At 56.2% G+C, this 24,669-nt stretch carries 30 protein-coding genes and 4 tRNA genes; 11 read left to right on the top strand and 23 right to left on the bottom strand.

What is annotated here, in order from left to right; genetic code table 11:
- Positions 1 to 42 precede the first annotated feature (42 nt).
- From ACT3RW_RS01005 to ACT3RW_RS00995, 3 genes are read right to left on the bottom strand one after another with little or no spacing between them, the layout of a single operon-like run.
- Positions 43 to 930 carry a carbohydrate ABC transporter permease gene (locus tag ACT3RW_RS01005; RefSeq protein WP_131090645.1) on the bottom strand — a complete coding sequence of 296 codons (888 nt, stop codon included), beginning with the start codon at positions 928 to 930 and terminating at the stop codon, positions 43 to 45.
- The gene (locus ACT3RW_RS01000; protein WP_131090646.1) at positions 927 to 1,964 is read right to left on the bottom strand and encodes a carbohydrate ABC transporter permease; all 1,038 of its coding nucleotides are present in this window, start codon (positions 1,962 to 1,964) and stop codon (positions 927 to 929) included. Before ACT3RW_RS01000 ends, ACT3RW_RS01005 begins: the two co-directional genes overlap by 4 nt.
- Before the next feature lie 8 nt (positions 1,965 to 1,972).
- Positions 1,973 to 3,271: an ABC transporter substrate-binding protein gene (locus tag ACT3RW_RS00995; RefSeq protein ID WP_444612517.1), complete on the bottom strand. Its 1,299-nt coding sequence runs from the start codon at positions 3,269 to 3,271 to the stop codon at positions 1,973 to 1,975.
- Positions 3,272 to 3,493: 222 nt separating this feature from the next.
- On the opposite strand from ACT3RW_RS00995, the gene ACT3RW_RS00990 reads away from it, so the two are divergent.
- The gene (locus ACT3RW_RS00990) at positions 3,494 to 4,567 is read left to right on the top strand and encodes a LacI family DNA-binding transcriptional regulator (RefSeq protein ID WP_444612516.1); all 1,074 of its coding nucleotides are present in this window, start codon (positions 3,494 to 3,496) and stop codon (positions 4,565 to 4,567) included.
- 79 nt (positions 4,568 to 4,646) lie between these two features.
- On the opposite strand, the gene pyrE is transcribed toward ACT3RW_RS00990, so the two are convergent.
- Positions 4,647 to 5,204, bottom strand: coding sequence for an orotate phosphoribosyltransferase (gene pyrE, locus ACT3RW_RS00985; RefSeq protein WP_444612515.1), 558 nt, complete (start codon positions 5,202 to 5,204; stop codon positions 4,647 to 4,649).
- 39 nt (positions 5,205 to 5,243) lie between these two features.
- Between pyrE and ACT3RW_RS00980 the strand changes: the two genes are divergently transcribed.
- A complete protein-coding gene (locus ACT3RW_RS00980) occupies positions 5,244 to 5,687 on the top strand; it encodes a MarR family winged helix-turn-helix transcriptional regulator (protein ID WP_444612514.1) in 444 nt (147 codons plus the stop codon).
- 96 nt (positions 5,688 to 5,783) lie between these two features.
- A complete protein-coding gene (gene nadE, locus ACT3RW_RS00975; RefSeq protein WP_444612513.1) occupies positions 5,784 to 6,608 on the top strand; it encodes an ammonia-dependent NAD(+) synthetase in 825 nt (274 codons plus the stop codon).
- Between the two features lie 3 nt (positions 6,609 to 6,611).
- Here nadE and ACT3RW_RS00970 read toward each other — a convergent pair whose 3' ends face one another.
- The 3 genes from ACT3RW_RS00970 to ACT3RW_RS00960 are packed head-to-tail and all read right to left on the bottom strand — an operon-like array spanning position 6,612 to position 7,548.
- Positions 6,612 to 6,911, bottom strand: a complete 300-nt coding sequence (locus ACT3RW_RS00970; RefSeq protein ID WP_444612512.1) for a winged helix-turn-helix domain-containing protein — start codon at positions 6,909 to 6,911, stop codon at positions 6,612 to 6,614.
- A complete protein-coding gene (locus ACT3RW_RS00965; RefSeq protein WP_444612511.1) occupies positions 6,908 to 7,348 on the bottom strand; it encodes a hypothetical protein in 441 nt (146 codons plus the stop codon). Before ACT3RW_RS00965 ends, ACT3RW_RS00970 begins: the two co-directional genes overlap by 4 nt.
- A complete protein-coding gene (locus ACT3RW_RS00960) occupies positions 7,345 to 7,548 on the bottom strand; it encodes a hypothetical protein (RefSeq protein WP_444612510.1) in 204 nt (67 codons plus the stop codon). The genes ACT3RW_RS00965 and ACT3RW_RS00960 overlap by 4 nt, the downstream gene beginning before the upstream one ends.
- A 187-nt stretch (positions 7,549 to 7,735) precedes the next feature.
- Between ACT3RW_RS00960 and ACT3RW_RS00955 the strand changes: the two genes are divergently transcribed.
- Positions 7,736 to 8,239 (top strand): MarR family winged helix-turn-helix transcriptional regulator, encoded by a 504-nt coding sequence (locus tag ACT3RW_RS00955; RefSeq protein ID WP_444612509.1) that lies wholly within the window; start codon positions 7,736 to 7,738, stop codon positions 8,237 to 8,239.
- 24 nt (positions 8,240 to 8,263) lie between these two features.
- On the opposite strand, the gene ACT3RW_RS00950 is transcribed toward ACT3RW_RS00955, so the two are convergent.
- On the bottom strand, positions 8,264 to 9,310 hold the full coding sequence (locus tag ACT3RW_RS00950; RefSeq protein ID WP_444612508.1) for a 3-hydroxyisobutyryl-CoA hydrolase: 1,047 nt from the start codon (positions 9,308 to 9,310) through the stop codon (positions 8,264 to 8,266).
- Between the two features lie 105 nt (positions 9,311 to 9,415).
- On the opposite strand from ACT3RW_RS00950, the gene ACT3RW_RS00945 reads away from it, so the two are divergent.
- Both ACT3RW_RS00945 and ACT3RW_RS00940 read left to right on the top strand, forming a co-directional pair.
- Entirely contained in the window at positions 9,416 to 10,216 is an 801-nt protein-coding gene (locus ACT3RW_RS00945) for an exodeoxyribonuclease III (RefSeq protein WP_131090656.1), read from the top strand.
- 2 nt (positions 10,217 to 10,218) lie between these two features.
- On the top strand, positions 10,219 to 11,073 hold the full coding sequence (locus ACT3RW_RS00940; RefSeq protein ID WP_131090657.1) for a hypothetical protein: 855 nt from the start codon (positions 10,219 to 10,221) through the stop codon (positions 11,071 to 11,073).
- Positions 11,074 to 11,129: 56 nt separating this feature from the next.
- Here ACT3RW_RS00940 and ACT3RW_RS00935 read toward each other — a convergent pair.
- The 4 genes from ACT3RW_RS00935 to ACT3RW_RS00920 all read right to left on the bottom strand — a co-directional run bounded on the left by ACT3RW_RS00935 (position 11,130) and on the right by ACT3RW_RS00920 (position 11,587).
- Positions 11,130 to 11,203: transfer RNA gene (locus ACT3RW_RS00935), tRNA-Asp, on the bottom strand.
- Positions 11,204 to 11,263: 60 nt separating this feature from the next.
- A tRNA-Phe gene (locus tag ACT3RW_RS00930) sits at positions 11,264 to 11,336 on the bottom strand.
- Between the two features lie 49 nt (positions 11,337 to 11,385).
- Positions 11,386 to 11,459: transfer RNA gene (locus ACT3RW_RS00925), tRNA-Asp, on the bottom strand.
- A gap of 55 nt (positions 11,460 to 11,514) precedes the next feature.
- A tRNA-Glu gene (locus tag ACT3RW_RS00920) sits at positions 11,515 to 11,587 on the bottom strand.
- 134 nt (positions 11,588 to 11,721) lie between these two features.
- Here ACT3RW_RS00920 and ACT3RW_RS00915 point away from each other — a divergent pair.
- Complete coding sequence (locus tag ACT3RW_RS00915; protein ID WP_131090658.1) at positions 11,722 to 12,093, top strand: metallopeptidase family protein; 372 nt, start codon at positions 11,722 to 11,724, stop codon at positions 12,091 to 12,093.
- Positions 12,094 to 12,619: 526 nt separating this feature from the next.
- Positions 12,620 to 14,326, top strand: coding sequence for an NlpC/P60 family protein (locus ACT3RW_RS00910; RefSeq protein ID WP_444612507.1), 1,707 nt, complete (start codon positions 12,620 to 12,622; stop codon positions 14,324 to 14,326).
- A 75-nt stretch (positions 14,327 to 14,401) separates the two neighbouring features.
- On the opposite strand, the gene ACT3RW_RS00905 is transcribed toward ACT3RW_RS00910, so the two are convergent.
- A complete protein-coding gene (locus ACT3RW_RS00905) occupies positions 14,402 to 15,376 on the bottom strand; it encodes a universal stress protein (RefSeq protein WP_131090660.1) in 975 nt (324 codons plus the stop codon).
- 170 nt (positions 15,377 to 15,546) lie between these two features.
- On the opposite strand from ACT3RW_RS00905, the gene ACT3RW_RS00900 reads away from it, so the two are divergent.
- Complete coding sequence (locus ACT3RW_RS00900) at positions 15,547 to 16,995, top strand: NCS2 family permease (protein WP_444612506.1); 1,449 nt, start codon at positions 15,547 to 15,549, stop codon at positions 16,993 to 16,995.
- Between the two features lie 94 nt (positions 16,996 to 17,089).
- Positions 17,090 to 17,593 carry a DUF2087 domain-containing protein gene (locus tag ACT3RW_RS00895; protein WP_444612505.1) on the top strand — a complete coding sequence of 168 codons (504 nt, stop codon included), beginning with the start codon at positions 17,090 to 17,092 and terminating at the stop codon, positions 17,591 to 17,593.
- On the opposite strand, the gene ACT3RW_RS00890 is transcribed toward ACT3RW_RS00895, so the two are convergent.
- Together ACT3RW_RS00890 and ACT3RW_RS00885 are read right to left on the bottom strand one after the other, a co-directional pair.
- Entirely contained in the window at positions 17,590 to 18,417 is an 828-nt protein-coding gene (locus ACT3RW_RS00890) for a spermidine synthase (RefSeq protein WP_444612504.1), read from the bottom strand. The genes ACT3RW_RS00895 and ACT3RW_RS00890 overlap by 4 nt on opposite strands.
- Complete coding sequence (locus ACT3RW_RS00885) at positions 18,410 to 18,916, bottom strand: GNAT family N-acetyltransferase (RefSeq protein WP_242632626.1); 507 nt, start codon at positions 18,914 to 18,916, stop codon at positions 18,410 to 18,412. Before ACT3RW_RS00885 ends, ACT3RW_RS00890 begins: the two co-directional genes overlap by 8 nt.
- Before the next feature lie 154 nt (positions 18,917 to 19,070).
- On the opposite strand from ACT3RW_RS00885, the gene ACT3RW_RS00880 reads away from it, so the two are divergent.
- Complete coding sequence (locus ACT3RW_RS00880) at positions 19,071 to 19,451, top strand: hypothetical protein (protein ID WP_131090665.1); 381 nt, start codon at positions 19,071 to 19,073, stop codon at positions 19,449 to 19,451.
- 130 nt (positions 19,452 to 19,581) lie between these two features.
- Here the strand turns inward: ACT3RW_RS00880 and ACT3RW_RS00875 are convergent, their stop codons facing one another.
- From ACT3RW_RS00875 to ACT3RW_RS00840, 8 genes are read right to left on the bottom strand one after another with little or no spacing between them, the layout of a single operon-like run.
- A complete protein-coding gene (locus ACT3RW_RS00875) occupies positions 19,582 to 19,983 on the bottom strand; it encodes an O-methyltransferase (RefSeq protein ID WP_242632617.1) in 402 nt (133 codons plus the stop codon).
- Positions 19,984 to 19,995: 12 nt separating this feature from the next.
- Positions 19,996 to 20,157: a hypothetical protein gene (locus ACT3RW_RS00870; protein WP_444612503.1), complete on the bottom strand. Its 162-nt coding sequence runs from the start codon at positions 20,155 to 20,157 to the stop codon at positions 19,996 to 19,998.
- Between the two features lie 14 nt (positions 20,158 to 20,171).
- Positions 20,172 to 20,474 carry a thiamine-binding protein gene (locus ACT3RW_RS00865; RefSeq protein ID WP_131090666.1) on the bottom strand — a complete coding sequence of 101 codons (303 nt, stop codon included), beginning with the start codon at positions 20,472 to 20,474 and terminating at the stop codon, positions 20,172 to 20,174.
- A 25-nt stretch (positions 20,475 to 20,499) separates the two neighbouring features.
- On the bottom strand, positions 20,500 to 20,817 hold the full coding sequence (locus tag ACT3RW_RS00860; RefSeq protein ID WP_131090667.1) for an AzlD domain-containing protein: 318 nt from the start codon (positions 20,815 to 20,817) through the stop codon (positions 20,500 to 20,502).
- 2 nt (positions 20,818 to 20,819) lie between these two features.
- Positions 20,820 to 21,503: an AzlC family ABC transporter permease gene (locus ACT3RW_RS00855; protein ID WP_444614592.1), complete on the bottom strand. Its 684-nt coding sequence runs from the start codon at positions 21,501 to 21,503 to the stop codon at positions 20,820 to 20,822.
- Between the two features lie 46 nt (positions 21,504 to 21,549).
- Positions 21,550 to 22,419 (bottom strand): glycerophosphodiester phosphodiesterase, encoded by an 870-nt coding sequence (locus ACT3RW_RS00850; RefSeq protein ID WP_131090668.1) that lies wholly within the window; start codon positions 22,417 to 22,419, stop codon positions 21,550 to 21,552.
- A 26-nt stretch (positions 22,420 to 22,445) separates the two neighbouring features.
- A complete protein-coding gene (gene xylB, locus ACT3RW_RS00845; protein WP_131090669.1) occupies positions 22,446 to 23,834 on the bottom strand; it encodes a xylulokinase in 1,389 nt (462 codons plus the stop codon).
- A complete protein-coding gene (locus ACT3RW_RS00840) occupies positions 23,831 to 24,667 on the bottom strand; it encodes a DeoR/GlpR family DNA-binding transcription regulator (protein WP_444612502.1) in 837 nt (278 codons plus the stop codon). Before ACT3RW_RS00840 ends, xylB begins: the two co-directional genes overlap by 4 nt.
- Positions 24,668 to 24,669: the final 2 nt, after the last annotated feature.

Below are 24,669 nucleotides of genomic sequence, written 5' to 3'. Positions count from 1 at the left end.
TATTCTTCAAAAAGTGGGCAGGCGTGTTTTCGCCTGGACGCATTAGCCTTTGACTGCTCCCTGTAGCCCGTTGACGATGCGCTTTTGCATGGCAAGGAAAAAGATCAGTGCTGGAATCATTGCCAGTGCGGTAAAGGCGAAAACGCCGGCAGTGTCCGCCGAGTGCTCCGATGAGTAATCTGCGACGCCCAAGGGAAGGGTCCGCATATCTCCTTGTAATAGGAGCAGTGGAAGTAGGTAGGCGTTCCACGAGCCAACAAAGGCCAAGACACCCACGGTGACCATGCCCGGTCCCGATAGAGGCAGCAGGATGCGCCAGAAGAATCCGATTCGGCTGGCGCCATCGAGCTGGGCGGCTTCTTCCAATTCTTGTGGCAGCGCCATCAGGAACGGGCGCAGAATGACCACCGTCATCGGCAAGGCGAATGCCGCCTGTGGCAGGGCAACACCCCACCAGGTATTACCCATATGCAGGTCCCTGGTAATCATGATGAACAGTGGAACGATGGCCACAGTGGCCGGGAAAAGCAGACCCAAAACGAAGACCATAAAGATCGGTTCGCGCAGTCGGAACTGATACCTCGCCAGCGGGTAGGCCGCCATCACTCCAAAGATCACCACGATCAGGGTTGTGATGACCGCGATCATTGATGAGTTCAGTGCGTAGTTCCAGAAGTCCGGGTTTTTTAGCACGCCTAGGTAGTTATCCAACACCCATGGGGCCGGCAGCCCCGCAGGGTTTTGCGCTAACTGAGCGTTGGTGCGAAAGCCACCAAGCACCCCATAGAGCACCGGGCCGAGTGTTAGAGCGACTACGGCGAGCGCAAGGGCATAAACCAGAACGTTTCCGCCTTGGTTTTTGGAACGTTTTTTAGCGCGCTTCGCTTGGGTTGGGGTGTGCTGTGGTCCGGTGGCCAGGATGGTGCTCATGCTTTGACCTTCTTCGGCTTGGTTCGTTCGTCATCTGGCTGCGAGTCTCGCTTAAGAACAAACTGCTGGTAGGAAACTGCGAGGATCAAAGCAACGACAAACAGGATCACCGAGGCAGCAGCTGCCACACCGAAGTTCTGCCGTTTTGTTCCCTCAGAGACTAGGAAGCTGGCCATCGTGGTCGTTGAGTTGGCCGGTCCCCCGCCGGTGAGAATCCAAACCATGTCAAAGAGCTGCAGTGAACCAATCATGGACAAGAATCCCCAAGTGCGCAGGGTCGGCCCCAACAATGGAATGGTGATTTTGCGTTGGATCTGCCACCAGGACGCTCCATCGATTTGTGCTGCTTCGTAAAGCTCCGAGGGAACCCCTTGGAGTCCTGCCAAGAACAAGATCACCGCCAGCCCGAGGTACTTCCAGGTCAGTACGGCCAGTACCGTCCACAGCGCCAGCTCGGGAGTGCCGAGCCAGCCTTGGGCAGGACCTTGGATGCCCAGCTTGGAGATGATGGTGTCCACGACCCCGTACTGGGGTTGCAAGAGTTGGAACCAGATCACCCCGGCGATGACTTCGGAGAGCACATAAGGAACAAAGATGATGGTGCGCAGCAATGATTGGATTTTCATCTTGCGGTTGAGCAAGAGAGCAATCCCTAAACCAATGGGCAATTGCAGAGCGATAGATCCACCAATGATGATCAGGTTATGAATCATCGCATCGGTGAAAACCTCGTTTTGCAGTACGCGGGCGTAGTTTTTCAGCCCTACAAAGTCCACCAGTGGGCCGAAGCCCTTCCAGTTGTACACCGAGAAGCGCACAGCTTGGATGATGGGCAACAGCATAAATACTGCGATGAGAATCAATGCCGGACTGATGAAAAACAAGATTTCTAGATTCTTGCGTTTATCTGCTGGTTTGCGCCGACGCTCTTTGGCCTTGACCGACTTGATTCTGGTCGGTTGTGTAACGCTCACCGGATTTGGGTCAGCGTCATCGGTACGCGAACTTGATACAAAACTTACTTCTTGAGCCACGGTAGGGATCACTTCTCTAGATCAGCGGCATCTTGGCTGGCATCAACGATCTTCTGAGCATCGGACTTGCCAGCAAAGAGCAAGGCGATTTGATCATTCATGGCTCCACCGACTGAAGCACCAAAAGCGGTGTCGAAGTACAGCTGGAAGTAAGGCGCCTTATCCCGAACGTCCATCATGGATACCAAGGCTGGGTCTGCAACGGAGTCTTTGGCCTTGGGGTTAGTAGGCAAGCCCATGTCCAACTCGGCAAAGCCCTTCTGGACTTTCTCGGAGACCATGTACTTGGCAAACTCGACTGCTTCGTCTGGAGCGTCTTGAGCTACCGCCCAGGCATCGCCGCCACCTAACTGTGCTTTCGGATCACCCTGGCCACCTTCAATTGCGGGGAAGGAGAACCAGCCGGTGTTTTTGCCTAGACCTTTACCGTCTTCGGTGAGCCCCTGCATTACGCCCGGTTCCCAATGACCGGCCAGTTCCATGGCAACTTTGCCGGTGGCTAGGAGGCCCGAGGCTGAGGTTGGACCGGACTGAGCTGGAGTGGAGAGGAATCCTGGGTTGAACGGCTCGGTCTTGATCAGCTGATCTACGTCTTCTCCAGCTTTCACAAAACACTGGTCGCTGAAATCCATATTGGTGACCGAGTCAGCCAAGGTTTGCTGGGCACATTCACGCACCGCAGCGTAGTACCAGTAGTGAGCTGCCGGCCATTTGTCACCCGCTCCTACGGAGATTGGGGTGATGCCAGCTTTTTTGAGCTTGTCACTGGCGTCAAGAAGGTCCTGCCAGGTTTCGGGCGCCTTGTCGACGCCGGCTTTTTTGAACAATGCTTTGTTGTACCAGAACCCTGCAGCGCCCAATGAGTACGGCAGGGCGTAGGTCTTGCCATCGATCTGCCAGCCGCCGGCGGTGTCTCCGAGGAATTTTAGTTCTTCTCTGGCTTGCTCGCTGAGGTCTTTGGTCAGCCCGGCTTCCACGTGCGCGGCCAGTTCCCCGCCACCGCGTTCCATGTACACATCTGGGGTGTCACCGCTTTGGAAAGCGGCGTCGAGTTTGGTGAGCATGTCTTCGTGCTGCATGGCGTTAACCTCGATGTCCACGCCTTGATGTGTAGCCTCAAAATCTTTGGCGACCTTTTCGTAGTAGGCCTTGCCTTCTCCGTTGTTCGAGTTGTGCCACCAAGTGATGGTGGTGGTTCCGTTTGTCGAGGCTTCAGGAGTATCAGAGCCTGAGGCGCAGCCGGAGAAAAGTAGCGAGCCAGTGGCTGCCAGCGCCAACATTTTCGCAGTTCGGGACTTGGACAACATACGTGTGCTCCTGTGCATTGATGATGTGATGACCCGTCGACTTCCACGCGGCAGGCACTTGGCTCCACCAAGAATTGCACTGTGACGCACATCATGTCAATCGTTTTCGATAACGTTTTCGAAATCCTTAGCGAAAACGTTATCGAAAATTTGCTAATCACCGGTCACAAGTCCACAAACACCACTGTTTTCGCGGATTTATGAGCTACTGTTAGTCGGGTGATGACCCCTGAGACCCAACACCACGTGAATGCCACCGCTGGGCAGTTTCCAACGTCTGCCGAAAAGCCAGCGGAAGGCCGAGTGACCATCAATGATGTGGCACGCGTTGCCGAAGTTTCGGTGTCCACCGTTTCCAAAGTTGTTAACAGTCGTTACGGCGTTGCACCAAGAACCATCACTCGCGTGCATCAGGTCATCAATGAACTCGGTTACGAAACTTCACTGGTCGCATCCTCGATGCGCAACTCTCAAACGAACATTATCGGCATCCTGGTTGCCGAATTTGAGCCCTTCGCCCTGGAGCTTCTCAACGGAATATCCGCCACCCTGCGCGGCACCAAATATGACCTCATGGCCTACGCTGGCAACCTGAGCCCAGAAGGGCATATCGGCTGGGAACGTCGTTCACTCTCACGCTTGGGTGGAACGCTCATTGACGGGGCCATCATTGTCACCCCAACCGTAGAAATCCCGCACAGCTCAGTGCCTGTTGTCGCCATCGACCCGCAGGCCGGCACCGATATGCCCAACACCGTAGACGTGGACAATTCTGGTGGCGCATATACGGCCACCAAGCACCTCATTGATCTGGGCCATCAACGCATTGGGCATATCCGTGGGCGCGATGATTTGAATTCCGCACACCTACGCGAAGAAGGCTACCGGCGAGCGCTGGATGAAGCCGGCATCAAATTTGATGAGCAGTTGATCCACGCTGGCGATTACCAATGGGACACCGCGACGCAAGCGGCCGAACAACTCCTCGCCCTACCGGTGCCACCCACCGCAATTTTTGCGGCCAACGATATCTCCGCCTTGGCGGCCCTAGAGGTCGCCTCCGCACGTGGACTCGCCGTTCCGCAGGAACTATCCATTATCGGCTTTGACGATATTCCCGCCGCTGCCCAATCCGCCCCCGCGCTCAGTACCGTGCGCCAGCCGCTGCATGAAATGGGTAGTCATGCGGTGAGCATGCTCTTGGCTTTGCTTCAGGGTGAAGAGGTCACCGAGCCGCACCAGCTACCTGCCGTGTTGGTTCCGCGCGATACCACCGCTGCCCCACCGCAGAGCTAAAACAGTTCAGAAAACAGCCAACCCGCTATTCCGAATGATTCGGAATAGCGGGTTGTGAGACCAAAAAAGCAACTACTGGTTACAGGCCCAGCTCCTTTTTGCCGTAGGCAAACAGGTACGGCACGCCAGCTTCAGATTCAATACGTTCCTTGGCACCGGTGTTACGATCTACGATCACGGCTACGGCAATCACGTTGCCGCCAGCTTTGCGCACACCTTCAACTGCGGTCAGCGCCGAGCCACCGGTGGTGGAGGTATCTTCAAGCACGATGACGTCGCGTCCCTCAACGCTTGGGCCCTCAACCTGACGACCCATGCCGTAGGACTTCTGCGCCTTGCGGACCACAAACGCATCAATGGCGCGGTCCTTGGCGCGAGCGGTATGCATGATGGCGGTGCCCACTGGGTCAGCGCCCATGGTCAAACCACCAACATTGGTGAATTCCAGCTTGGCTTCATCAAGCAGGTCAAGCATGACCTCGCCGATCAAACCCGAAGCTTCCTGGTGCAGACTTACACGACGCAGGTCGATGTAGTAATCGGCCTCCTTGCCCGAAGACAAGATGACCTTGCCACGCACAATGGCTAGTTCTTGGATCAGTTCTTTTAGTCGCGCACGGGCGCCGGTTTCGCTCATACCCTCGATTCTAGTCGGCATCATCGCTAGGCTGATTTTATGAACGCACAACGCCCCTTGGGTTACTGGTTAAAATTGGTGGATTCGCTGATTGACGAGCAGTTTGCAGCGACTCTAGAAGAACACGGTGTGACACGCCGGCAGTGGCAGGTCCTGAACTTGCTAGAACATCAACCTGCCAGCGAAGCGCAGCTAAACACCGGCCTCTCCCCCTTCTTTGCGTCCGAAGATGAACCGCAGTCGCTAAGTGAGCACTTGGCCGAGCTGGTGGAATCCGGGTGGGTCACCGTACATAACGGTGAGTATTCGATCACTGGACGTGGCCACACCTCACTGCTGAAGCTCAGCGAGCTAGTGGAGAAGATCCGCACGCAGTTCGGTCAGGATCTAGATGGCTCAGAATATGACGCTGTTATCCAGACGCTGGAAAAGATTGCGCGCAGCCTGGGCTGGGAACCGGAGCAAGAGCCACAGACTCCCTAACCACTGATCAACGCGTATGTTGAGAACAGATTAAATTTCGCGGCAAACGCCACCGTAGTTGCCCTGCGCCCACCCCCACTGCCTAGGATTAAAGACATGCGTGAATTGCAAGCACAGATCATTGAAGAGTTGGGCGTACGCCCTGAAATTGACGCCACGCAGGAGATTCGGCGTCGGGTCGATTTCCTCAAGGAGTACCTCGCCGCAACCGGCGCCAAGGGGTTCGTGCTGGGGATTTCTGGAGGCATTGATTCCACCTTGGCCGGTCGCCTAGCCCAGTTGGCAGTACAGGAAGTCCGAGAGGCCGGCGGCGAAGCTCGCTTTGTCTCGGTGCGCCTGCCTCATGGAGTACAGCAAGACGCCGCTGATGCTGCCGCAGCCATGGAATTCATCGCTGCGGATGAACAGTATGAAGTCAACATCGCAAAGCCCGTCGCCGCACTGGATGAAGCAATTGCCGATGCCGGTTTGGATAAGATCAGCGACTTCAACCGTGGTAACGCTAAGGCGCGTACCCGCATGATCGTGCAGTACGCGTTGGCTGGTGACCGCGGCCTGTTGGTACTGGGCACTGACCATGCTGCCGAATCCGTCACCGGATTCTTCACCAAGTTTGGCGACGGCGGAGCAGACCTCTTGCCACTGGCTGGCTTAAACAAGCGTCAAAACCAGTCCCTATTACGTGAGCTCCAGGCTCCTGAGTTGCTGTGGTCAAAGAAGCCTACCGCTGACCTTCTTGATGGTCAGCCGCAGCGCACCGACGAAGATGAACTTGGACTGACCTACGAGCTGATTGATAACTATCTTGAAGGTCGCGAGATTAGTGAGTCTGCTGCCCAAGCCATCGAGAAGCGTTTTGTGAATTCTCGTCACAAGCGTGCAGTCCCAGCTACCTATTGGGACAAGTGGTGGCGGGCCTAAGGTTCACGCCAATCCGGTGATTTCCTTCAACGCCTGAACATGTTGTACAAAGGCCTCTTGCCCGCTCGAAGTTAGCTTCGCCCAGGTACGGGGCCTTTTGCCTACGTAACCCTTTTTGATACGCACGTATCCAGCTGCCTCCAACGCGCTCAAGTGCCTAGAAAGCACCGAGTCGGAAATTCCCACCGTTTCCTTCAGGGTTTTAAAGTCAGCCTCATCTACAGCTCGCAAAGATCCCATGAGCGAGAGTCTGACCGGATTTGAGAAGTCCTCATTGAGTCGTTCGCGAGCGTGGCCACTCATTTGCGCACCATCACTATTCCAGTGATACACAGCGGCGCAGCAACTACCATCCAGGTCAACGCGGTAACACCCCAACCCAATTCACCTGCGCTAAGCATGGCAACCGCAATCATGTACAGGGCCATACTCCCGAAGAATCCGCGAAGATATAGTTTGGAAAATCCCCGCGGTAGTGAACGGTATAGCTTCGCGTAGGCCAACGATATTGCTACAACGGCTATGGCAAAAAGTGCGGTAAGAACAATGAATCCGGTGAAGTTTTTCTCGGGGCGGTAGACCTGCAATAGGGCCGCTAGTGACCCGATGAGCAAACCCAAGATCACGCAGTAAACGCCCATGAGTTTGGCGCCGTAGCCGGAGGCGCGCTCCATGCGCTGTTGCGCCACATTCAGGGCGGCCAGTTGCTCATCGGCATTCAGCTGCTCTTCGGAACTCATTTGCCGACCACCTTGCGAGCTTTGTTCTGACGCTGTGCGTAAGTAGAGGACATCGTCACGGTGACCGCGGTAAAGAAAACGATCCCCCCGCAGAGCAGGTAGGAATGACCTGTAACGTAGGCGGTCATCGCCAAGGCGAGGAAGATCAGGCCTCCCGCGCTAATGATGGCGACGTACCAAGAATTGAAGGTCATCTTCATTGCCCTACTCCTTTGCCTGCGAACCTAACGAATAACTTCAGACTAACAAGTACTTTCCATATTGGAAAGTACTTGTTGAAACATTCTTTGAGCTACCGCGACCATCAGGTCGAGCGAGCGCTCTTTCCATTCCCTAGGAAGTCCAAGTATATTGTTGGACTAAGTCTACTAATTTAGGGGTATCTCAATGGCTTCACCTTTGTCCCGCGATCCGATCGCCCAAGCGCGAGAACAATGGATCTCACACGGGTGGGAAGCTGAGGCCGAACCGATGGCAGCAATCACCGCAGTGATGCGTACTGCCTCAATTTATTTACAACGAGCCGACTCCATCCTGAAGCCTCATGGCCTGACCTTTGCCCGCTTTGAGGTGCTTGCACTGCTGGGATTCTCCAAGCGCGGTTCCCTGCCTATGAGCCAGGCCAGCGAGTTACTACAGGTTCACGCCACCAGCCTGACCAACTCGGTAGACCGGTTGGAATCCACCGGTTTGGTTCGGCGCATGGCGCACCCTACCGATGGGCGCACGCGTTTATTAGAACTGACCAAACAAGGTCAGCAGGTATTAAACGCGGCCCGCGATGATCTTAACGAACTGCTCTTTGCCCAGAGCAATCTCTGTGCTTCGGACGCTACCGAATTATTTGAGATCCTCTCCCGCTTCCGCAAAGCCTCCGGAGACTTCGTCTAAAGTCTCAAACCATCAGCGCGAAATTTAGTGCTCCAGCAATGCAAAATTCAGCTCCGCCCCGGGAAGGGGACCGAGCTGTTTTGCGGTGCGTTGTTCGTGGCTTAGGCCCGGCAGGTATTCAACCCAGTGTGGCGTCCGGTCCTTGTCGATAACCGCAGCCCGGATACCCTCAGCAAAATCAGGATCATCTAACCGGTGAACCACTGCACGGAATTCACGCTGGAGATCCACCCGAAGATCTCCTCCGGCTTGTTGTATCAGCTCATCGGTCAGTCGCACCGAACTTGGGCAGGCAGCTTGCAGCGCCTTCGCCATCTGTTGCGCTTTCGCCATCTGTTGCGCCTTCGGAGCCGATTCTTTGTGAAGTTCAAGCAACACTGTTCGCAGATTCTGATGGGTGAAAGCCTGCACCCATTCTTCGTGCATAAACCCCTCGGCTGGCTCTTCAGCGAAATGCCCCAATAATGCATCCACCGGCTCACTGGCCAGCTTCTCTAGCAGTTCTGCTAGCCGCGCCTGCGGAACATAAACATCGGCCAGGCCGAGCAGCATGGCATCGGCTGCACCAAATTTGGTTCCGGTCAGGGCCGCAAGGCGGCCTGCTGCTTGAGGCGCCTTGGCTAGAAGGTGCGTTCCACCAACGTCTGGGAACAGACCGATACCCACTTCAGGCATGCCACAAAGACTTGTCTCCGTGACAATTCGGTGACTGCCATGGGCGGAGATTCCGATGCCACCGCCAAGTACGATTCCGTCCATGATGGCGATATATGGCTTGGGGTATTCACTGATCAAGGCGTTGAGTTGGTACTCAATACGCCAAAAATTCTCCGAAGAACCGGTGCGTTCCTTGATGTCTCGGTAAATAGCCACGATGTCGCCACCGGCGCACAGTCCCCGCTCCCCTGCACCTTGCACCGCCACCTGAACAATTTCAGGGTCATCTCGCCACTGCAACAAAGCTTCAAGAGCTAACTGGCACATTTCGGCATTAAGCGCATTCAGCGCTTTGGGCCGGTTCAGCGTGATCAAACCCAAATGCCCACGTCGTTCAGTCAAAATTTCAGGCAACGTTGCCTCCTTGGAATGAATGGCGCCACAGTTTGACTAAGAATATACTCGGGCTTCCAAGTAAATTGAAGTGGCACACTTCCGCAAACTTGATAGGTTGAACTAGTGAAGATTGCAACTTGGAATGTGAACTCGCTACGAGCCCGCGCTGACCGCGTGGAGGATTGGCTGCAGCGCTCAGATGTAGATGTCCTGGCTATTCAGGAAACAAAATGCAAAGACGATAATTTTCCGTGGGAATTGTTTGAGAACAATGACTACGAGGTAGCCCACTTTGGCGTGAACCAGTGGAACGGTGTAGCCATCGCCTCCCGTGTGGGACTCGAAAATGTACAACGAACGTTCCCGGGCCAGCCAGAATTTGGCAAGGGTGGCAAGAACCCGATTCAAGAACCGCGCGCCATTGCCGCGACGTGTGGCGGAGTCCAGGTGTGGAGCCTCTATGTTCCCAACGGTCGCGCCCTAGACGATGAGCACATGGCCTACAAACTTCATTGGCTTGATGAGCTGAAGCAGCGTTCTGGCCAGTGGCTCAGCGAAAACCCCGAAGCGCAGATCGCTTTGATGGGTGACTGGAATATCGCACCGAAAGATGAAGATGTCTGGGATATCGACTTCTTCTTAGAGAACAAGCTCACCCATGTTTCCGCACCCGAACGCGCAGCTTTCAGCGCCTTTGAGGAGCTTGGATTCAAGGATGTAGTTCGCGACTACACTGAGGGACAATTCACCTACTGGGATTACACCCAGCTGCGCTTCCCAAAGGGTGAAGGTATGCGCATTGACTTCTCGCTAACTTCCCCGGCCCTCACCGCGCGAGTGACTTCTGCGAGCATTGACCGTGAAGAACGCAAGGGTAAGGGCGCCAGTGACCACGCGCCTGTCATCGTGGAGTTGTCGGACTAACTATGAACCCAAAATTGACTGGGCCCACCAGCGAACTTACTTCGGCCACAGCACTTCTTCGTGTCTACGAACCACTAGATACCTTTGAAGATTGGGCCCAGTCGATGATCTTGCGTGCGCCGGCACGCACCGCTGATCAATGGGATGAGTTTGAGAACGCACGTCTATGGCAGCGCACCTTGCGTAGCGTCTCAGACCCGTTCCCACACAACGAGCCCGAATTCTTCCGCAGCGTGAAGACCTTGGACTATCAGGGCACCGAACATACCCGTTACTGCCCCGGGCAACTGCAAGCCCGCAGCTTCCTGGCGACAGAACAAGCCGAAGAAGCCATTCGCCCCGAGGTATTCGATCTATTGGTTCCGCCGGTTTCTCGTGAAGCCAACTCACAGCGGATCGATCCAGATCGTTTGGCTGCAGATCTAACACACCTACATACCCGTACCTCTTCGTGGGGAATTCCGCTGAGCTGGTTTGCGCTGTTCCGTGAAGACGACGAATGCGAAACGGTGCACGAGGGTGAACGCCTGAAGACCGTGCGCATGTATATCGGTTTTGAACAGGCCGTAGAGCGCCTAGCCTGGGCCGTGCAGACTTTAGTTACCCATGCGCCGCAGTCCCAGCTTTTTGAAGAGCTAGGAGACCTCGGCAGTTGGCTCGAGTCCTTTGATAGCCGCTCGGTAATTGAGCTGGACTATGGGCTACTGGCTGAGATTGTTTGGCCCGATGATTCCGCCAGTGATCTCTTGGATGGCCTTCAAGCAATGGAAGATGGTGACATGACAGGCGCAGCTGCGGCATACCGCCGTTTGAGCAACCGATGGTTGGGTCCGCGTCACCTTGGTCGAGCGAACTGACGTGCTGTAGATACAGCAAAAGCTCCGGTAATCAATCCGGAGCTTCTGTTCATATGCGACCCTGACGGGACTTGAACCCGCGACCTCCGCCGTGACAGGGCGGCGCGCTAACCAACTGCGCTACAGGGCCTAGTGTTTTGAATTTATTTCAATACACACAGTAAAACCCTCGGTAAACCGAGGGCCTGCGTGGCTCCGACCGGCGTCGATCCGGTGACCTTTCGATTTTCAGTCGAACGCTCTACCAACTGAGCTACAGAGCCTGGTACCACTAAGTGGACACCAAATTTACTAATAGATTAGTAAATTGAGCGACCCTGACGGGACTTGAACCCGCGACCTCCGCCGTGACAGGGCGGCGCGCTAACCAACTGCGCTACAGGGCCTTGCTTTCGCAAGCCAATGGATTTCTCCATCTAACAATCATAAAATGATTGCTTGTACCCCCAACGGGATTCGAACCCGTGCCGCCGCCGTGAAAGGGCGGTGTCCTAGGCCGCTAGACGATGGGGGCCTAAGTTCGCTTCGGTTTCTTGCTTCTCCGTAGCGGACTCCAATAACTATACGTGGGGTTTTTTGATTTCGCAAAATCGGCTCCTGATCCAAATTTGCGATGCTCAACTCAGCGTCCTCGCCTAGGCTGAAAACATGCTTTTGAACATCAGCGACGACGAGTTTGAGCAGCTAGTTGAACAGGCCATCGACTCCATTCCGGACTCCGCCATAGACATGATGCAAAACGTCATTTTCTTCATCGAAGACGAGTACACGCCACGTCCAGGCGAGCCAGAAAACCTTGAAATCTTGGGGCTTTATGAGGGTACAGCCCTCACCGAGAGAGATTCAGGATGGGACGCCGGAGCGCTGCCTGACCACATTACAATCTTCAAAAATCCGACCCTTCGGGCCTGCGAAACTTATCAAGACGTGGTGCGTGAAATTCGAATCACGCTCATGCACGAAGTGGCCCATCACTTTGGAATCGATGATGAAAAATTGCATGCTTTGGGGTGGTCCTGAGGCAAAAAACGCAAAAACTTGTTTTGAGATCTGCCTCACAAAGTTCAACGAAGCTGGTGGCCAGAGACCGAATAAAAGAGAGGCGGACCACACGCCTGGCTCGCGCGGATATTTGGGAACACGCCTGCGTCCATCTTGCCGCTTTCCACTACGTGCCAAACGCTCCCTATTAACGCACCCACTTTTTACTGTCGTTAGGAATCACCCCCGGGACGTGCTGCCCGCGTTACCAACGCTTCACCTTTAGTTCAGTGCACCAAGCCTCGGGACATAAATTCAGAAAATTTTTCCAAGGTTTCTTTCAGAAAGTTCACCACGCGCAATTACACGTTCCCGCAGATCACGCGCTAAAACCGCAGATGAATTACACGTTTGGGATTCATGTGACTGATGTGAACAGTGTTGCCAAGGGTGTCACGATTAGCCTAATGTGCTAATTGGAGTCTTATCCAAATCGTGATCTTTCTACCTCAGAGAGTCACGTTTTCAAGATTCCACGTCATCCAAGTACTTAGTGAGGAACGATATGGCTACTCGCCACACGCTCAGTGTTGCCGCAAGCACGCTGGCCCTAGCAGCATCCTGCCTTGCAGGTGCTCTACCTGCTTCCGCATCAACCGCTGCTACGTTCCCTGCATCTGTGTCCATTGCAGCTGCACCAAGCACTTCCGCGTTGCCTACTGACGCAGAGATCAAAGAAGCCAAGAAGAATAAAGACTCGACGAACGCGATGATCGCTCGCATCGAGGAATCCTTGGCTTCCAGCCGCGCTGAAATGCAGCGAGTAGAAAACGAAGCTGCTCAGGCGCAAGAGTCACTGCTATCGGCCGGCGAAGAGCGCGATCTGCGCACCGCTGATGCCAAGAAGGCAGTCCAGCAGCTGGATTACGCAAAAACCTACCTTGCACAGAGCCGCAAGGATCTAGGCGCTATCGCCTCTGATATTTACCGCAACGGTGCAGGCAACTCGACACTGGGCCTGTTGCTGGATGACAACCAGGATGGTGACCTGTTCCGAAAGGCCGCCACCATTGACGCACTGAGCGAACAGCAGGTGAAGTCGGTCAACACCGCTTCCGAAGCTGAAGCACTGGTTTCGGCATGGCAGGAATACGCTGACGCAGCACAAAGCGCCGCTGAAGATGCCGCCGCAAATTACGACTCCGCCGCAGCTACCGCCAACAGCACTCTTTCCACCTATGAGAACGCTGTTGATCCGGAAAAGAAGCTTCGCGATGAACTAATCAGCAACCTTGCTACTTTGCAGCAGAAGGAAAAGGCTGAAGTTCGCAAGGCAGTTGAGAAAAAAGAGAACGAAGAGCAGCAAGCAGCCCTCGAAGAGGTTATCGCTACTGCAGACACTGCCGAAGCTCCAAAAGAAGCACCTGAAGCTATCAAGCCACTTGCTGTAGCTGCGCCACAGGAACTTGAGCCAACTGAAGACTCCAAAGAAGAAGCCACGGTTAAGCCAAAGGCCGTAGCAGAACCAACGGAACTTGAGACTACCGAGGACTCTGAAGAAGAGGACACGGTCAGGCCAAAGGCTGTAGAGCTCGATACGGTAACTCCTACCCTCGCTCCAGAACCTCCTAAGTCGGCTGATCCTGAGCCAACCAAGACTGCAGAGCCAAAACCAACTAAGACGGCCGAACCAAAGCCGACTAAGACTGCAGAGCCAAAGCCGACGAAGACTACAGAACCTAAGCCGACCAAAACGGCCGAACCAAAGCCAACCAAGACCGCTGAACCTAAGCCGACCAAAACGGCCGAACCTAAGCCAGCTCCAAAGCCACAGCCAACCAAGACTGCTGAGCCAGAGCCAACCAAGACCGCTGAGCCAGAGCCAGAGTCTTCAGGTAAGAGCTACTCGGCTGCTTTCGCTTGGGCGCTAAAGACCGCTGACGATCCAAGCAAGTACTACGTCTACGGTGCCAACGGTCCAAACGCATTTGATTGCTCGAGCTTCTCGCAGCGTGCTTTCGGCCAGTCGGGCATCAACCTGCCACGCACCTCGACCCAGCAGTTCTTCAGCGCACCACAGCACGTGTCGCTGAGCAACCTGCGCCCAGGTGACCTGGTGTTCTCGTCCTCCAACGGTGGCGCATCGTTCTACCACGTTGCGATCTACATCGGTAACGGCAACGTAGTACACGCCCGTAACCCAAGTGTTGGTATTTCGGTAACGCCATTGAGCTGGGTCAACAACCTGTACTCACAGGCAGCTCGCTACTAAGCAGCAGCCAACATAGACTAACGGCCACACACCCTTGGGGTGTGTGGCCGTTAGTCTATGTTCATTTAGTTATTTCTACTGTTCCTGGGCGCGAGTATCGAACTTATGACGATCAGCCAAGCGAGGATCCTCCGAGTCAGGGACCACCATCACCGGCCCCTTGGAGTGGTGCAGCACGCCCTGAGACGTGGAGCCCAACAGCATGCCGGTAAATCCGCCACGACCTCGTGAACCGGTCACCGTGAGTACCGCGTGCTCAGACTCGCGAATCAGCACCTCCACCGGTGGCCCAGAAACCACGTCGGTTTCAATCTGCAAATCTGGGTAGTGGGAATTAAGCCATCGGGTTCCAACGCCCATCTGATAGCGGACATCTTCTAGCACTGCCTCCTGGTCGATGGTCGCTGGCATCCATGCCAGCGCTGCACCCACCGGCGGCACCGCACAAATCAGTCGGATCGGCAGGCCGATGGCCATCGCAGCATCAGCGGCAGCTAGCACGGCCGAACGAGCTCGGTCCGAACCATCAATACCAACCACCACCGCCTTGCGCTCATTTGTGCTCGCGGCTCCGGCTTCTTGCTCCTTGGACATGCACAAAGGCACCACGACGGTAGGGCACTTGGAGTGTGCCGGAAGCGCCGAAGACACCGAGCCGAGCAAGCGACCAACAAAGCCACCACGGCCTCGGGTGCCAACAACAACCAGCTCCGCATCCGCGCTAAGATCCAGCAATACACCGGCCGGATCCCCGGATTCGATATAGGTGCGGATCTGCGCCTGGCTGCCTTCAAGATCGGCCCGCGCCTGCCGGACGATTTCCTCGGCTCCGCCGCGAATCAAATCATCGTCCAGGGTCGAGTAACCAGCATCCATGGAGGACGCGGCGAAGACCGGGATGGTGTAGGCGGAAACGATATTCAGCACGCTTCCGCGGCGCACCGCCTCGCGTTCGGCCCACCGCAAAGCGCACTTGCTTTGCTGCGAACCATCAACACCGACAACAATTCCTTCGATCTTTTCTGCTGCGACTGGCGCTTCATCACTCATCTGAATCGCTCCTTCATAACCTCAGATCAACATGGGTGTGATTTCCCTTACCTCCAATGTACTTGCTTTGGCAGTTACTAGGTGTGAGTTGGGTCTAAAGTTTTCTGATTGTGCCTAGTTAGTTAGAAGTTAGATATCGATACGCAACAAAAACAACATAGAATTTTTCCATGTCCTCCTCCACCAAAACTGCTTCCGGCACGTCTGCGGCCGCGCGGATCGACCGGTACTTCAAGATTTCGGAACGGCGCTCCACGTTCTCCACCGAGGTTCGCGGCGGCATCGCCACCTTCTTCGCGATGAGCTACATCGTCGTCCTCAACCCGCTGGTGCTTTCCGGCGCCGACTCCTCGGGCGGCGAGTTGGGCATCCAGCGCGTTGCCGCGGTGACCGCTTTTGTGGCCGGCATCCTGACCATCCTCATGGGCATCTGGGCCCGCCACCCCTTCGCCATGGCCACCGGCCTTGGCGTTAATGCTTTTGTGGCCATCACCGTAGCCACAAACCCGGAACTTACCTGGCCAGATGTTATGGGCCTAGTGCTCATCGCCGGTGTGGTCATGTTTGTCCTGGTGCTGACCGGCTTTAGAACCGCGGTATTCAACGCGGTCCCAGCAGGCCTGAAAACCGCCATCGTGGTGGGCATTGGTATGTTCATCGCGCTGATCGGTCTGGTGAACGCCGGCTTTGTTCAGCGTGTGCCTGACGCGGCCAAGACCACCGTCCCGGTGGGACTGGGCTTTGATGGTGAACTGATGGGCTGGCCAATCCTGGTCTTCATCATCGGCTTGCTGCTGACCATGGCTTTGGTTGTCCGCAAGGTTAAGGGCGCGATCCTGATCGGTATCGTCGTCTCCGCGGTAATCGCCAACATCCTTGAATCCATCTTCCACATTGGCACGTTTAAGACCGGCACCTGGTCGCTGGTTGTTCCGTCCTTGCCAAACTGGACTTTGCCTGACCTGTCGCTGATCGGGCACGTCAACATCTTCGGCGCCTTCAGCAAGCTGGGCTTCACCGCCGCCTCGCTGCTGGCCTTCGTGATCCTGCTATCGATCTTCTTCGACGCCATGGGAACCATGGTTGGTCTGGCTTCTGAAGCTGGCACCATGGATGAAAACGGTAAGATCCCAGACGTGGATAAGGTCCTGATGGTTGATGCAGCCGGCGCTATCGTCGGTGGCGGTACCTCGAGTTCCTCGGCGCAAATCTTTGTGGAATCCGGCGCCGGCATCGGCGAAGGCGCACGAACCGGTCTGGCTTCGGTGGTGACCGGCCTGCTGATGATCGTGGCTATGTTCCTGAGCCCACTGATCTATCTGGTGCCTTTCGAAGCTGTGGCTCCTGCACTGGTAGTTGTTGGTTTCATGATGATCACCCAGGTCTCAAAGATCGATTGGAACGACTGGGGCATTGCGCTGCCAGCCTTCCTGACCTTCACCCTGATGCCATTCACCTACTCGATCGCTAACGGCATCGGTGCAGGCTTCATCTCCTACGTCTTCATCCGCGCCACCCAGGGCCGCGCCAAGGAAATCCACCCATTGATGTGGGTAGTTTCCGCGGCCTTTGTGCTGTTCTTCGGCATTGGCTTGATTGAAATGTGGGTTGGGGTCTAATACTCACCACTTGTCTTCACAGCCCGTCATGACCTAGTCATGGCGGGCTGTTGTGCACCCAGAGCAAAGGCAGAAAATGGTTAGACTGTTGCTCATGAGTCAACAACAGACCAATGAGTGGATTCAGGTTGCTGCCGGGCTAAAAAACCCTTCAATGCGTCAGCTTCTTGGTGCAGTGCTTTCCGGGTCCGACCTTGCTGAGCAACCAGCCAAAACCCAACGCAAAGATTTAGCGCGCTGGGTGAAAATCGGTTTGTTATCCGAAGCGGATGACTGTTGGGTACTCAACGAGCAGTTCCTGGAGCGAACCCTAGCCTCGACCGCGGCAACAAAGCCGGCGTCCAACGGCATTCAGCGCTTTTTCACCGGTCACCGTTTGGATACCTTGCCGGCCAAGCCAGCGGACCGCCACGAGGTACTGGTCTACCTTCGTGATGCGATCATCGGCCAGGATGAGCAACTGCGCGAAGAACAGGTCAATGAGCGCCTGCGTGTCTTTCACCCCGATGTGGCACTGCTGCGCCGTTACATGGTTGACCACGGCCTATTGCTGCGTGCTGCTGATGGCTCCAGCTACCAGCGCGGTGCCGCTAACTAGGCCAGAATTGCGCTGGTGCCGGTAGCGAAACGCTGCACACCTGCCCCTGCAACCAACTGCGCCGGCAAGGGTGCGGTGCGCAGATTGCGTTCAAATCCGGCCCCAAGCTTCAACGGTTCGTCACTGGCCAAGAACACGATGTTCCCGTAGCGACGGCCCTTAAGCATTGGCGGGTCAGCGATCATGGCCACATGTTCAAAGACCTCTAATAGGGTGGCGGCCTCAGCCTTAGCTCCGGCCAGATCAGCGGTGTCACCACAGTTGGTGATGTACACACCATTCGCGTCCAGAACCCGCTGGGCATCTCGCGCATACTCCACCGTGGTCAGCTGTCTCGGGGTGGTGCTTCCAGCAAACACGTCGCGGATGATGACATCGCGGCTGTCATCACTCAGGGTTGGCAATACCGCGGCGGCATCGCCCACACGAAGGCGCACCAGCGGAGCACGAGGCACGTCGAATGAGGTACGGACCAGCTCGGCCAGCTTGGCATCGAGCTCCACCACCACCTGGCGAGCGTTCTCGTAGCTCGCGGCCACCCAGCGGGCCATCGAGCAACCGCCGCCGCCTAGGTGCAGCACCCGCAGTTTTCGGGCGCGGCCGTCAAAGTCTTCGGCAGGGAAACCATAGGTGAAAATCGGTTCCATCCAGCGCATGTACTCAAAGTCCAGGTACGTCGGGTCGTCGAGGTCAATATGCGAGGACGGGACCCCGTTGACCTTGAGGATGTACCGGTTTCCGCCGTAGGGATCGGACTCAATAATGGCTGTGCCCGTATCAATGGGGAATTCGCCGAGCAATGAGTCCTTGGAGTCCCTAGCCATGGGCGCGTACCATCCGTCTTTCAATCAATCCCTGCCAGGTGCCCACCAGTGACTCGGTAGTTCCATCGGCTTTAAAACCCTGCTTTTCAAAGAAGGCCTGGGCTCGCGAATTACCTTCCAGCACCCAAACCAGCGCATCACGCTGACCGAGCACCACGTCCATCAGGTGTGCACCCAGCCCGCTGCCGTAGTACTGCTTTTCTACGTAGAGCATGCCCAGCTCGATCTCAACGCCGGTGTCTTTGTCTTCTTCAATGGTTGGGGTACCGCCGGCAAGGCCAATGATCTTGCCCTGCTCATCTTCGGCGATAAAAAATTGCGCGCCGGAAGCCAAGCCCCGCTCCCACCAAGCTACTTGGCCTTCGAGCTGTTCTTGGTGATGGGCGAAGAAGGAGGGCTCGCGTAACGCAGCATAGGCTTCGCGCCAGGAATCAAGTTTCATTTCCAAGGCTGGGCGTACGTCGTTTTCGGTCGCCAGTCGGATTCGGTAGTCGTTCATTTGTGGCACATTTCTAGCCTACGGCAGTGCTTGGGCTTATTTCTTTCAACGCTCCCGGCACCCCTCCTACTTAAGTAGCATTGCGAACTGTCCAAAGGTTTGAAAAAATACATGTATCGCATCAAATCAAACTGGAGCAGAAAAGGGAGAAGGCTTGCATCAAAATACGAAGTACGCCTATCTAACCGCGGGCCTAGTCGGCTCGCTGACCCTGACTATCAGCCTTTCATCAACGCTCTGGGTCATCCTGCTCGGATGCATTCTTTTGGCCGCCGGCTTCAGTCTCATCTCAAAACTCGAGCGTATTTGGGGCCCGGCCACACCGCAGCATTACTACTACATCGTCCCGATGCTCATTGGCCCGGTTGTTGCAGGATTAGTGCGCAACACCGAATACGCCCTATGGATCGGAGCCCCGGTCGCCGTGATCTGCGCTGTGGCAATGTACGTCTTGATTATCAAGGCCCCACCTTTTGCTCCGGAGGCCGACGAGGAACCCGAACGCAGCTTCAGCGAACACCACTCGGCACGCTAGTACCGTCTCCGCATTTTTACAGCACCCTGGCCAGCGCAAACCCGTCCCAGCCCTTGGCGCCCACTGTTTGCAGTGCGGTGGCTGAGACCCGCGAATGATAACGTAGCCAGATCAGTGCCTCTTGGACTCCTCACACGTCGGCTTCTTGGCTTCCCAATTGGCCCGAATCATCCAAGATCGCCCCGCCTCGCACCACGTTGTCTGAGACCAGCACCGTTCCCGGGTGCGAGAGTTCCAGCGCTCGTTGAAGATAGATCACGTTATTGCGCTTGTCGGCATCGATAAAGATCAGATCAAATGCCTCGGTGCGTTTGGTAATCAGTGAGTCTAAGGTTGCTTGGGAGGCACCTAATTTGATTTCTACACGGTCGCCAAGCCTGGCCCGTTCGAGGTTTCCTCTCGCTACGCGGGCATGCAAGGGCTCAAATTCGCAGGTAATCACCTTGCCCGATTCACCAACACCAAGGGCCAGCCAGCTGGTGGAGTAGCCACCTAAGGTCCCGATCTCTAGCACTCGGCGAGCGCCAATCATCTGCGCTACTAACTACAGAAATTTTCCCTGCCCCGTGCTGACTTCAATGGACGGCAGCCCCGAGGCCCGATCATGCTCACGGCCTTTTTCCAGGGCCTGGACCTGAAGCCCGAGGGATTCTTCCAGATACTGCTCAACCGCACCGGCCTCACGTTCAGCCCTATGGTGAATCATGGCGACGCACTCTCCTAACTATCCTTGATAGCCTTCTCAAGCCGTTGAATCTTCGCGTCAATTTCGCCCTCGTAGCCGGGACGAATATCGGCTTTGAGCACCAGCGCAACGCGGGATCCGAACTTTCCAGCGGCCATCGTGGCCTGCTTAACGACCTCCATAACCTCGTCCCATTCACCCTCAATTTCTGTGAACATGGAGCTGGTGCGATTAGGCAGACCGGAATCACGCACGATCTTCACGGCTTCAGCCACGGCATCGTGGACTGAACCGTTGGGGTTGTCGTTACTTGGGGCTACAGAAAAAGCTACAATCATGCCTCTACTGTCCCACTTACTTGGCTTAGGCCGCTAGCCCGGTGGCCCGCAAGAGCACCGCTGCCAGTGCGCCAGCCAATACCACCACCAGGTAGGGCGCTTTGAAGATCAGCGCAATAATTGCCGCTGCCAAGGCGCCAATGCGGGCATCAATTTTCAGTTCTTGGCCCGAGGTGAAGGCGTTTACTGTCACCAAGGAGGCCAGCAGGGCAACGGTCAAGGTGGAAGCCACATGGGACATCATCGGCGAATCCAGCACCTTGCGCGGGACAAAATAGCCGCACAATTTGATGGCATAGGCCGTGAGGCAACTGGCTAGAACCCACCAGCTTAATTCACTCATTGTTACTCCCCGTCCACACGGTCTAGATCACCGTGCTGGGTAGCAGCAGGCTTTTGTCGCGCCGAAAGCACCGCATAAACGGCGGCACAAATAGCAGTTAAAAGGATCGGTAAGCCCGGTGCAACCACCGGCACCGCGAGCGCAGTAACGATCGCCGCCGCGAGCGCGATCAGTATCGGTTGCATCGACTTGAGCCTCGGCCACAGCAACCCAATAAACGCGGCCACCGCGGCACCGTCGAGGCCCCAAGCGGCAGGATCCCCCATCTTCTCACCCAGCAGTGCTCCCACCAGGGTAAAGAGATTCCACAGCAGATAAACGCCAATGCCCGCGGTGAAAAATCCGCGACGCTTTTCGCCGATTTCTGCTTGTCCTAGGCTCACGGCCGTGGATTCGTCGATGGTTATTTGGGCCATTCCCGGCACCTGCGCTGTGCGCGGACGCAAGGATTGTTTAATCTGCATTCCGTATACCGCGTTGCGGATGCCCAATAATGAAGCCGCGGAAAATGCCGCCGATGCGGCCCCGCCGCCAGAGATCACGCCGATAAAAGCGAACTGCGATCCGCCGGTAAACATCAGCGCGCTCAGCGCGAGTGTCTGCCACAGGTTCAGCCCCGCGGCGATGGATAACGCACCAAAAGAAATACCGTACAACCCGGTCGCGACCGCGATGGATAGGCCCATCTTGGTGGCCGGGGTCAACCATTTATTCACTTGTATCGCTCATCTTTTAATGCTGTTCCAATTCCCGGCGAAGCTCCACTGGCCGGTTGCTGGTTAGCTCACCAACCCCAAGGTCAATCAAATACTGTGCATCGGCAGGGCGGTCCACCGTCCAGATGCGAGCATGTCGCCCTTCGGCCAACCATTGGCGCACCATCGGTTCATTGGCACGCGTCCAGGCAACGCCCGAGCCGATAATCCCGGCTCCACCGGCGTTGATCAGTTCAATGCCTTCGGCCACCGAACGGTACAGCACCGAATACACACCGGCCCGGCCCACCTGCCCCGAATCTACAAGCTCCTGAATGTAATCGGGATTCACCTCGGTCATCAGCTGGCAGAGCAAGTCCGGATTCACCTTGCGGCCAAGGTAGCGCAATGAGCCAGGATCAAAGCTCATCAGTGTCACCGCGATCTGCCCCGCGCTTCCGGCCCGCCCGGTTTGAGGATCAAAACCGTGAGCAGCAAGGACCTGCATGACCCGGTCTTCAAGTAGATACCCATAAGGGCTGGGGTGTTTGATCTCCACAGCCAAACCCACCGGTTTGCCGCGTTCTTCGATCAGCGTCAAAAGCTCATCAAGGCTCAGTAGCTGCTCATTTTCCGTGCCGTACTCTGCCGGTACTTCGGTCGGTACAACCCCGGTGAAGTCCATGGCTTTGAGCTGCTCGAGGGTAAAGGTAGATACCAGTCCCGAGGCATCAGAGGTGCGATCAACGGTGGGGTCGTGGTGGCATACCACTTGACCGTCCAAGCTCAAATGGACATCGCATTCAATACCGTCCGCACCCTCATCAATGGCCTGCAGGTAGGCGGCCCGGGTGTTCTCCGAATATTTGTGGGAACTGCCGCGGTGGGCGAAAAAGAGCGTATCCATAGTCCCTACGCTACGCGATCTGTCGCTTATTTCCACCCCTTAGTGTCATCACGCAGGCGTGCATAGTTCGCATAAATTTCTGGACGGGATTGCGCCTCATAGGTAGTGGACTCGGCGCTATTCCATACCGGCGGTTGATCCTGCCCGCTCAGTGCCCAGGCCGCTTGCCTCGCAGCACCCAAGGCCACGTACTCTGCTGTTTGCGGGACCTGGACGGCGACGCCGAAGATCTGTGGGGCGATCACTCGCACCGCTTCGGACTGCGCTCCCCCACCGATCAGCAAGATGCGTCGGGTTCTCACCTTGGTGCTCGCCTCCAGGGCAGCCACCGCATCTTTCATGGAGCACAACAGTCCTTCCACATACGCGCGAGCAATCTGTTCGCGGGAAGTGCTGGTGCGTAACCCCTGTAATAGACCGGTGGCTTCGGGCCGATTGGGGGTACGTTCTCCGCCAAAGTAGGGCAGTAATACAACCCCGCCCGAGCCCGGTTGTGCAGCCAACGCGAGGTCTGAAAATTCTTGTTGTCCCACCCCGAGCATGCGGGCGCCGAAGTCCAGCACCGGTGCCCCGTTTAGCGTGCAGGCCAGTGGCAAAAATTTGTCGTTGGCGGCCACAAAGCCGTTAACCATGCCCGATCCGTCATGCACGCTGTGTTCTACCACTGCGGAGGCCACCCCGGAGGTGCCCATGGAAATGCAGACGTCACCGGGCTGCAGATCCAGCCCCAAGGCGGCCGCCATATTATCTCCGGTACCCGCACCGATTACCGCCCCGGTGGACGTTCGACCGACCACCTCGTTGCCCTGCGCTAGGCGTGGCAATTGCACCTGGTGCCCCAACGCTGCGGCAGCTATTTCGGGTACAAAGCGGCGCTGCGCTGGGGAATAGTATCCCGTACCCGAGGCGTCCCCATGATCACTGACCGCCTCTTTGCGTCCACCTAAATGCCAGGTGAGGTAGTCGTGTGGCAATAAGACCATCGCTGTGCGTTCTGCGTTCTCCGTTTCCTGATCACGTAGCCAACGTAGCTTGGTCACCGTCAGTGAGGCCACCGGTACGCTGCCAATCTGCTGCGCACAGGCCAGCTCGCCGCCGAGCTCTTCGGTCAGCTCCCTTGCTTGTTGCGCCGAAGAAGTATCATTCCACAGCATCGCGTCACGCACCGGATTCCCGTGCTTATCAAGGGCGACCATGCCGTGTTGTTGGCCGGCAATGGACACCGCTGAGGCCCGCTGAAGTAATCCATCGGTGGCCGCTTCAAGTGCGGTGATCCACTCTTGCGGGTCAACCTGTGTTCCCTGCGGATGCCCATGGCGTTGTTCGGCCACTACTTCACCACTGTTCGCGTCGACCAACAGTGCCTTACAGGACTGGGTGGAGGAATCGATGCCTAGTACATAGGTGGGCTTCATGGCTGCGCCTTTGCAGAGGTGGTGGCTATGTGAATGCGTGGGCCCAGCTGCTGCAGCTGGGTCATCAGTGCGTCATCAAGTTGATCATCGATCACCACATCGTCGAACTCGGACAGGTTCATCACATGATAAATGCCTGCCGATTCATATTTGCTGGAGTCCACCACCAGGATCTTGCGTCGCCCCATCTGTAGCAGGCTGCGTTTGGTGCGCGCTGCCTCGGCATCCGGGTGTAATAAGGCGTTGTTCTTGATGGCGGTGGTGGAGACAAAAACTGCGTCGGCGGTCAGCCGTTGTGCTTGTTCGACCACGATGGAGCCGAGGAAGGAATCGGTTTCGGCATAGTACTGTCCACCGAGGCCCACCATGTCGATATGTGCCATGGCCGAGACCGCGCCCATGAGCGCCAGCGAGTGGGTGATTACCGTGGAAGGCTCGCGCTCTTCTAGGTGCGCACCGAGCGCCCCAACCGTGGTGGAGTCATCCAGCGCAATCACCGAATTGCGTTCGATCAGCTTGGCGGCGGTGGCGGCAAGCTGACTTTTTAGCTCAGCGTTCAGGTGCCGACGCAGGCGTACATCGCGTTCGGCCAGCCGGGCGGTAATGGCTCGTGCTCCACCGCGGATGCGCTCGAGCCGGCCTTCCTTGGCCAGGTAGTCCAGGTCGCGGTGGATGGTCATGGCGCTGACCGAGAAGAGCTCGGCCAATTCCTCCACCCGTGAAGTGCGCACCTTATTAACGTGCCCGGTGATTTCGTCCCGGCGGGTCTCTGGAGGCAGCCCCTGACTTAAGCCGGGACCATCGTTTTCAACATCGAATTCGTGATTTGCCACAT

It is taken from the genome of Glutamicibacter sp. AOP5-A2-18, assembly GCF_052446055.1.
In the GTDB taxonomy this organism is placed as follows: Bacteria; Actinomycetota; Actinomycetes; order Actinomycetales; family Micrococcaceae; genus Glutamicibacter.
Note: the sequence above shows the minus strand (reverse complement) of the source record. Positions and strands in the feature narration are given on the sequence as shown.

Bases quoted from the DNA above. Each gene is read 5' to 3' on its own strand.
- ACT3RW_RS00960 (WP_444612510.1), bottom strand. From the start codon at position 7,548: ATGAAGATGACCTTCAATTCTTGGTACGTCGCCATCATTAGCGCGGGA.
- ACT3RW_RS00890 (WP_444612504.1), bottom strand. From the start codon at position 18,417: ATGGCTAGGGACTCCAAGGACTCATTGCTCGGCGAATTCCCCATTGAT.
- ACT3RW_RS00875 (WP_242632617.1), bottom strand. From the start codon at position 19,983: ATGATTGGCGCTCGCCGAGTGCTAGAGATCGGGACCTTAGGTGGCTAC.
- ACT3RW_RS00995 (WP_444612517.1), bottom strand. From the start codon at position 3,271: ATGTTGTCCAAGTCCCGAACTGCGAAAATGTTGGCGCTGGCAGCCACT.
- ACT3RW_RS00885 (WP_242632626.1), bottom strand. From the start codon at position 18,916: ATGAACGACTACCGAATCCGACTGGCGACCGAAAACGACGTACGCCCA.
- xylB (WP_131090669.1), bottom strand. From the start codon at position 23,834: ATGAAGCCCACCTATGTACTAGGCATCGATTCCTCCACCCAGTCCTGT.
- pyrE (WP_444612515.1), bottom strand. From the start codon at position 5,204: ATGAGCGAAACCGGCGCCCGTGCGCGACTAAAAGAACTGATCCAAGAA.
- ACT3RW_RS00870 (WP_444612503.1), bottom strand. From the start codon at position 20,157: ATGATTCACCATAGGGCTGAACGTGAGGCCGGTGCGGTTGAGCAGTAT.
- ACT3RW_RS00850 (WP_131090668.1), bottom strand. From the start codon at position 22,419: ATGGATACGCTCTTTTTCGCCCACCGCGGCAGTTCCCACAAATATTCG.
- nadE (WP_444612513.1), top strand. From the start codon at position 5,784: ATGCGTGAATTGCAAGCACAGATCATTGAAGAGTTGGGCGTACGCCCT.
- ACT3RW_RS00970 (WP_444612512.1), bottom strand. From the start codon at position 6,911: ATGAGTGGCCACGCTCGCGAACGACTCAATGAGGACTTCTCAAATCCG.
- ACT3RW_RS00910 (WP_444612507.1), top strand. From the start codon at position 12,620: ATGGCTACTCGCCACACGCTCAGTGTTGCCGCAAGCACGCTGGCCCTA.
- ACT3RW_RS00915 (WP_131090658.1), top strand. From the start codon at position 11,722: ATGCTTTTGAACATCAGCGACGACGAGTTTGAGCAGCTAGTTGAACAG.
- ACT3RW_RS00865 (WP_131090666.1), bottom strand. From the start codon at position 20,474: ATGATTGTAGCTTTTTCTGTAGCCCCAAGTAACGACAACCCCAACGGT.
- ACT3RW_RS00955 (WP_444612509.1), top strand. From the start codon at position 7,736: ATGGCTTCACCTTTGTCCCGCGATCCGATCGCCCAAGCGCGAGAACAA.
- ACT3RW_RS00905 (WP_131090660.1), bottom strand. From the start codon at position 15,376: ATGAGTGATGAAGCGCCAGTCGCAGCAGAAAAGATCGAAGGAATTGTT.
- ACT3RW_RS00860 (WP_131090667.1), bottom strand. From the start codon at position 20,817: ATGAGTGAATTAAGCTGGTGGGTTCTAGCCAGTTGCCTCACGGCCTAT.
- ACT3RW_RS01005 (WP_131090645.1), bottom strand. From the start codon at position 930: ATGAGCACCATCCTGGCCACCGGACCACAGCACACCCCAACCCAAGCG.
- ACT3RW_RS00855 (WP_444614592.1), bottom strand. From the start codon at position 21,503: ATGGGCCTATCCATCGCGGTCGCGACCGGGTTGTACGGTATTTCTTTT.
- ACT3RW_RS00900 (WP_444612506.1), top strand. From the start codon at position 15,547: ATGTCCTCCTCCACCAAAACTGCTTCCGGCACGTCTGCGGCCGCGCGG.
- ACT3RW_RS00940 (WP_131090657.1), top strand. From the start codon at position 10,219: ATGAACCCAAAATTGACTGGGCCCACCAGCGAACTTACTTCGGCCACA.
- ACT3RW_RS00990 (WP_444612516.1), top strand. From the start codon at position 3,494: ATGACCCCTGAGACCCAACACCACGTGAATGCCACCGCTGGGCAGTTT.
- ACT3RW_RS00895 (WP_444612505.1), top strand. From the start codon at position 17,090: ATGAGTCAACAACAGACCAATGAGTGGATTCAGGTTGCTGCCGGGCTA.
- ACT3RW_RS00965 (WP_444612511.1), bottom strand. From the start codon at position 7,348: ATGAGTTCCGAAGAGCAGCTGAATGCCGATGAGCAACTGGCCGCCCTG.
- ACT3RW_RS00980 (WP_444612514.1), top strand. From the start codon at position 5,244: ATGAACGCACAACGCCCCTTGGGTTACTGGTTAAAATTGGTGGATTCG.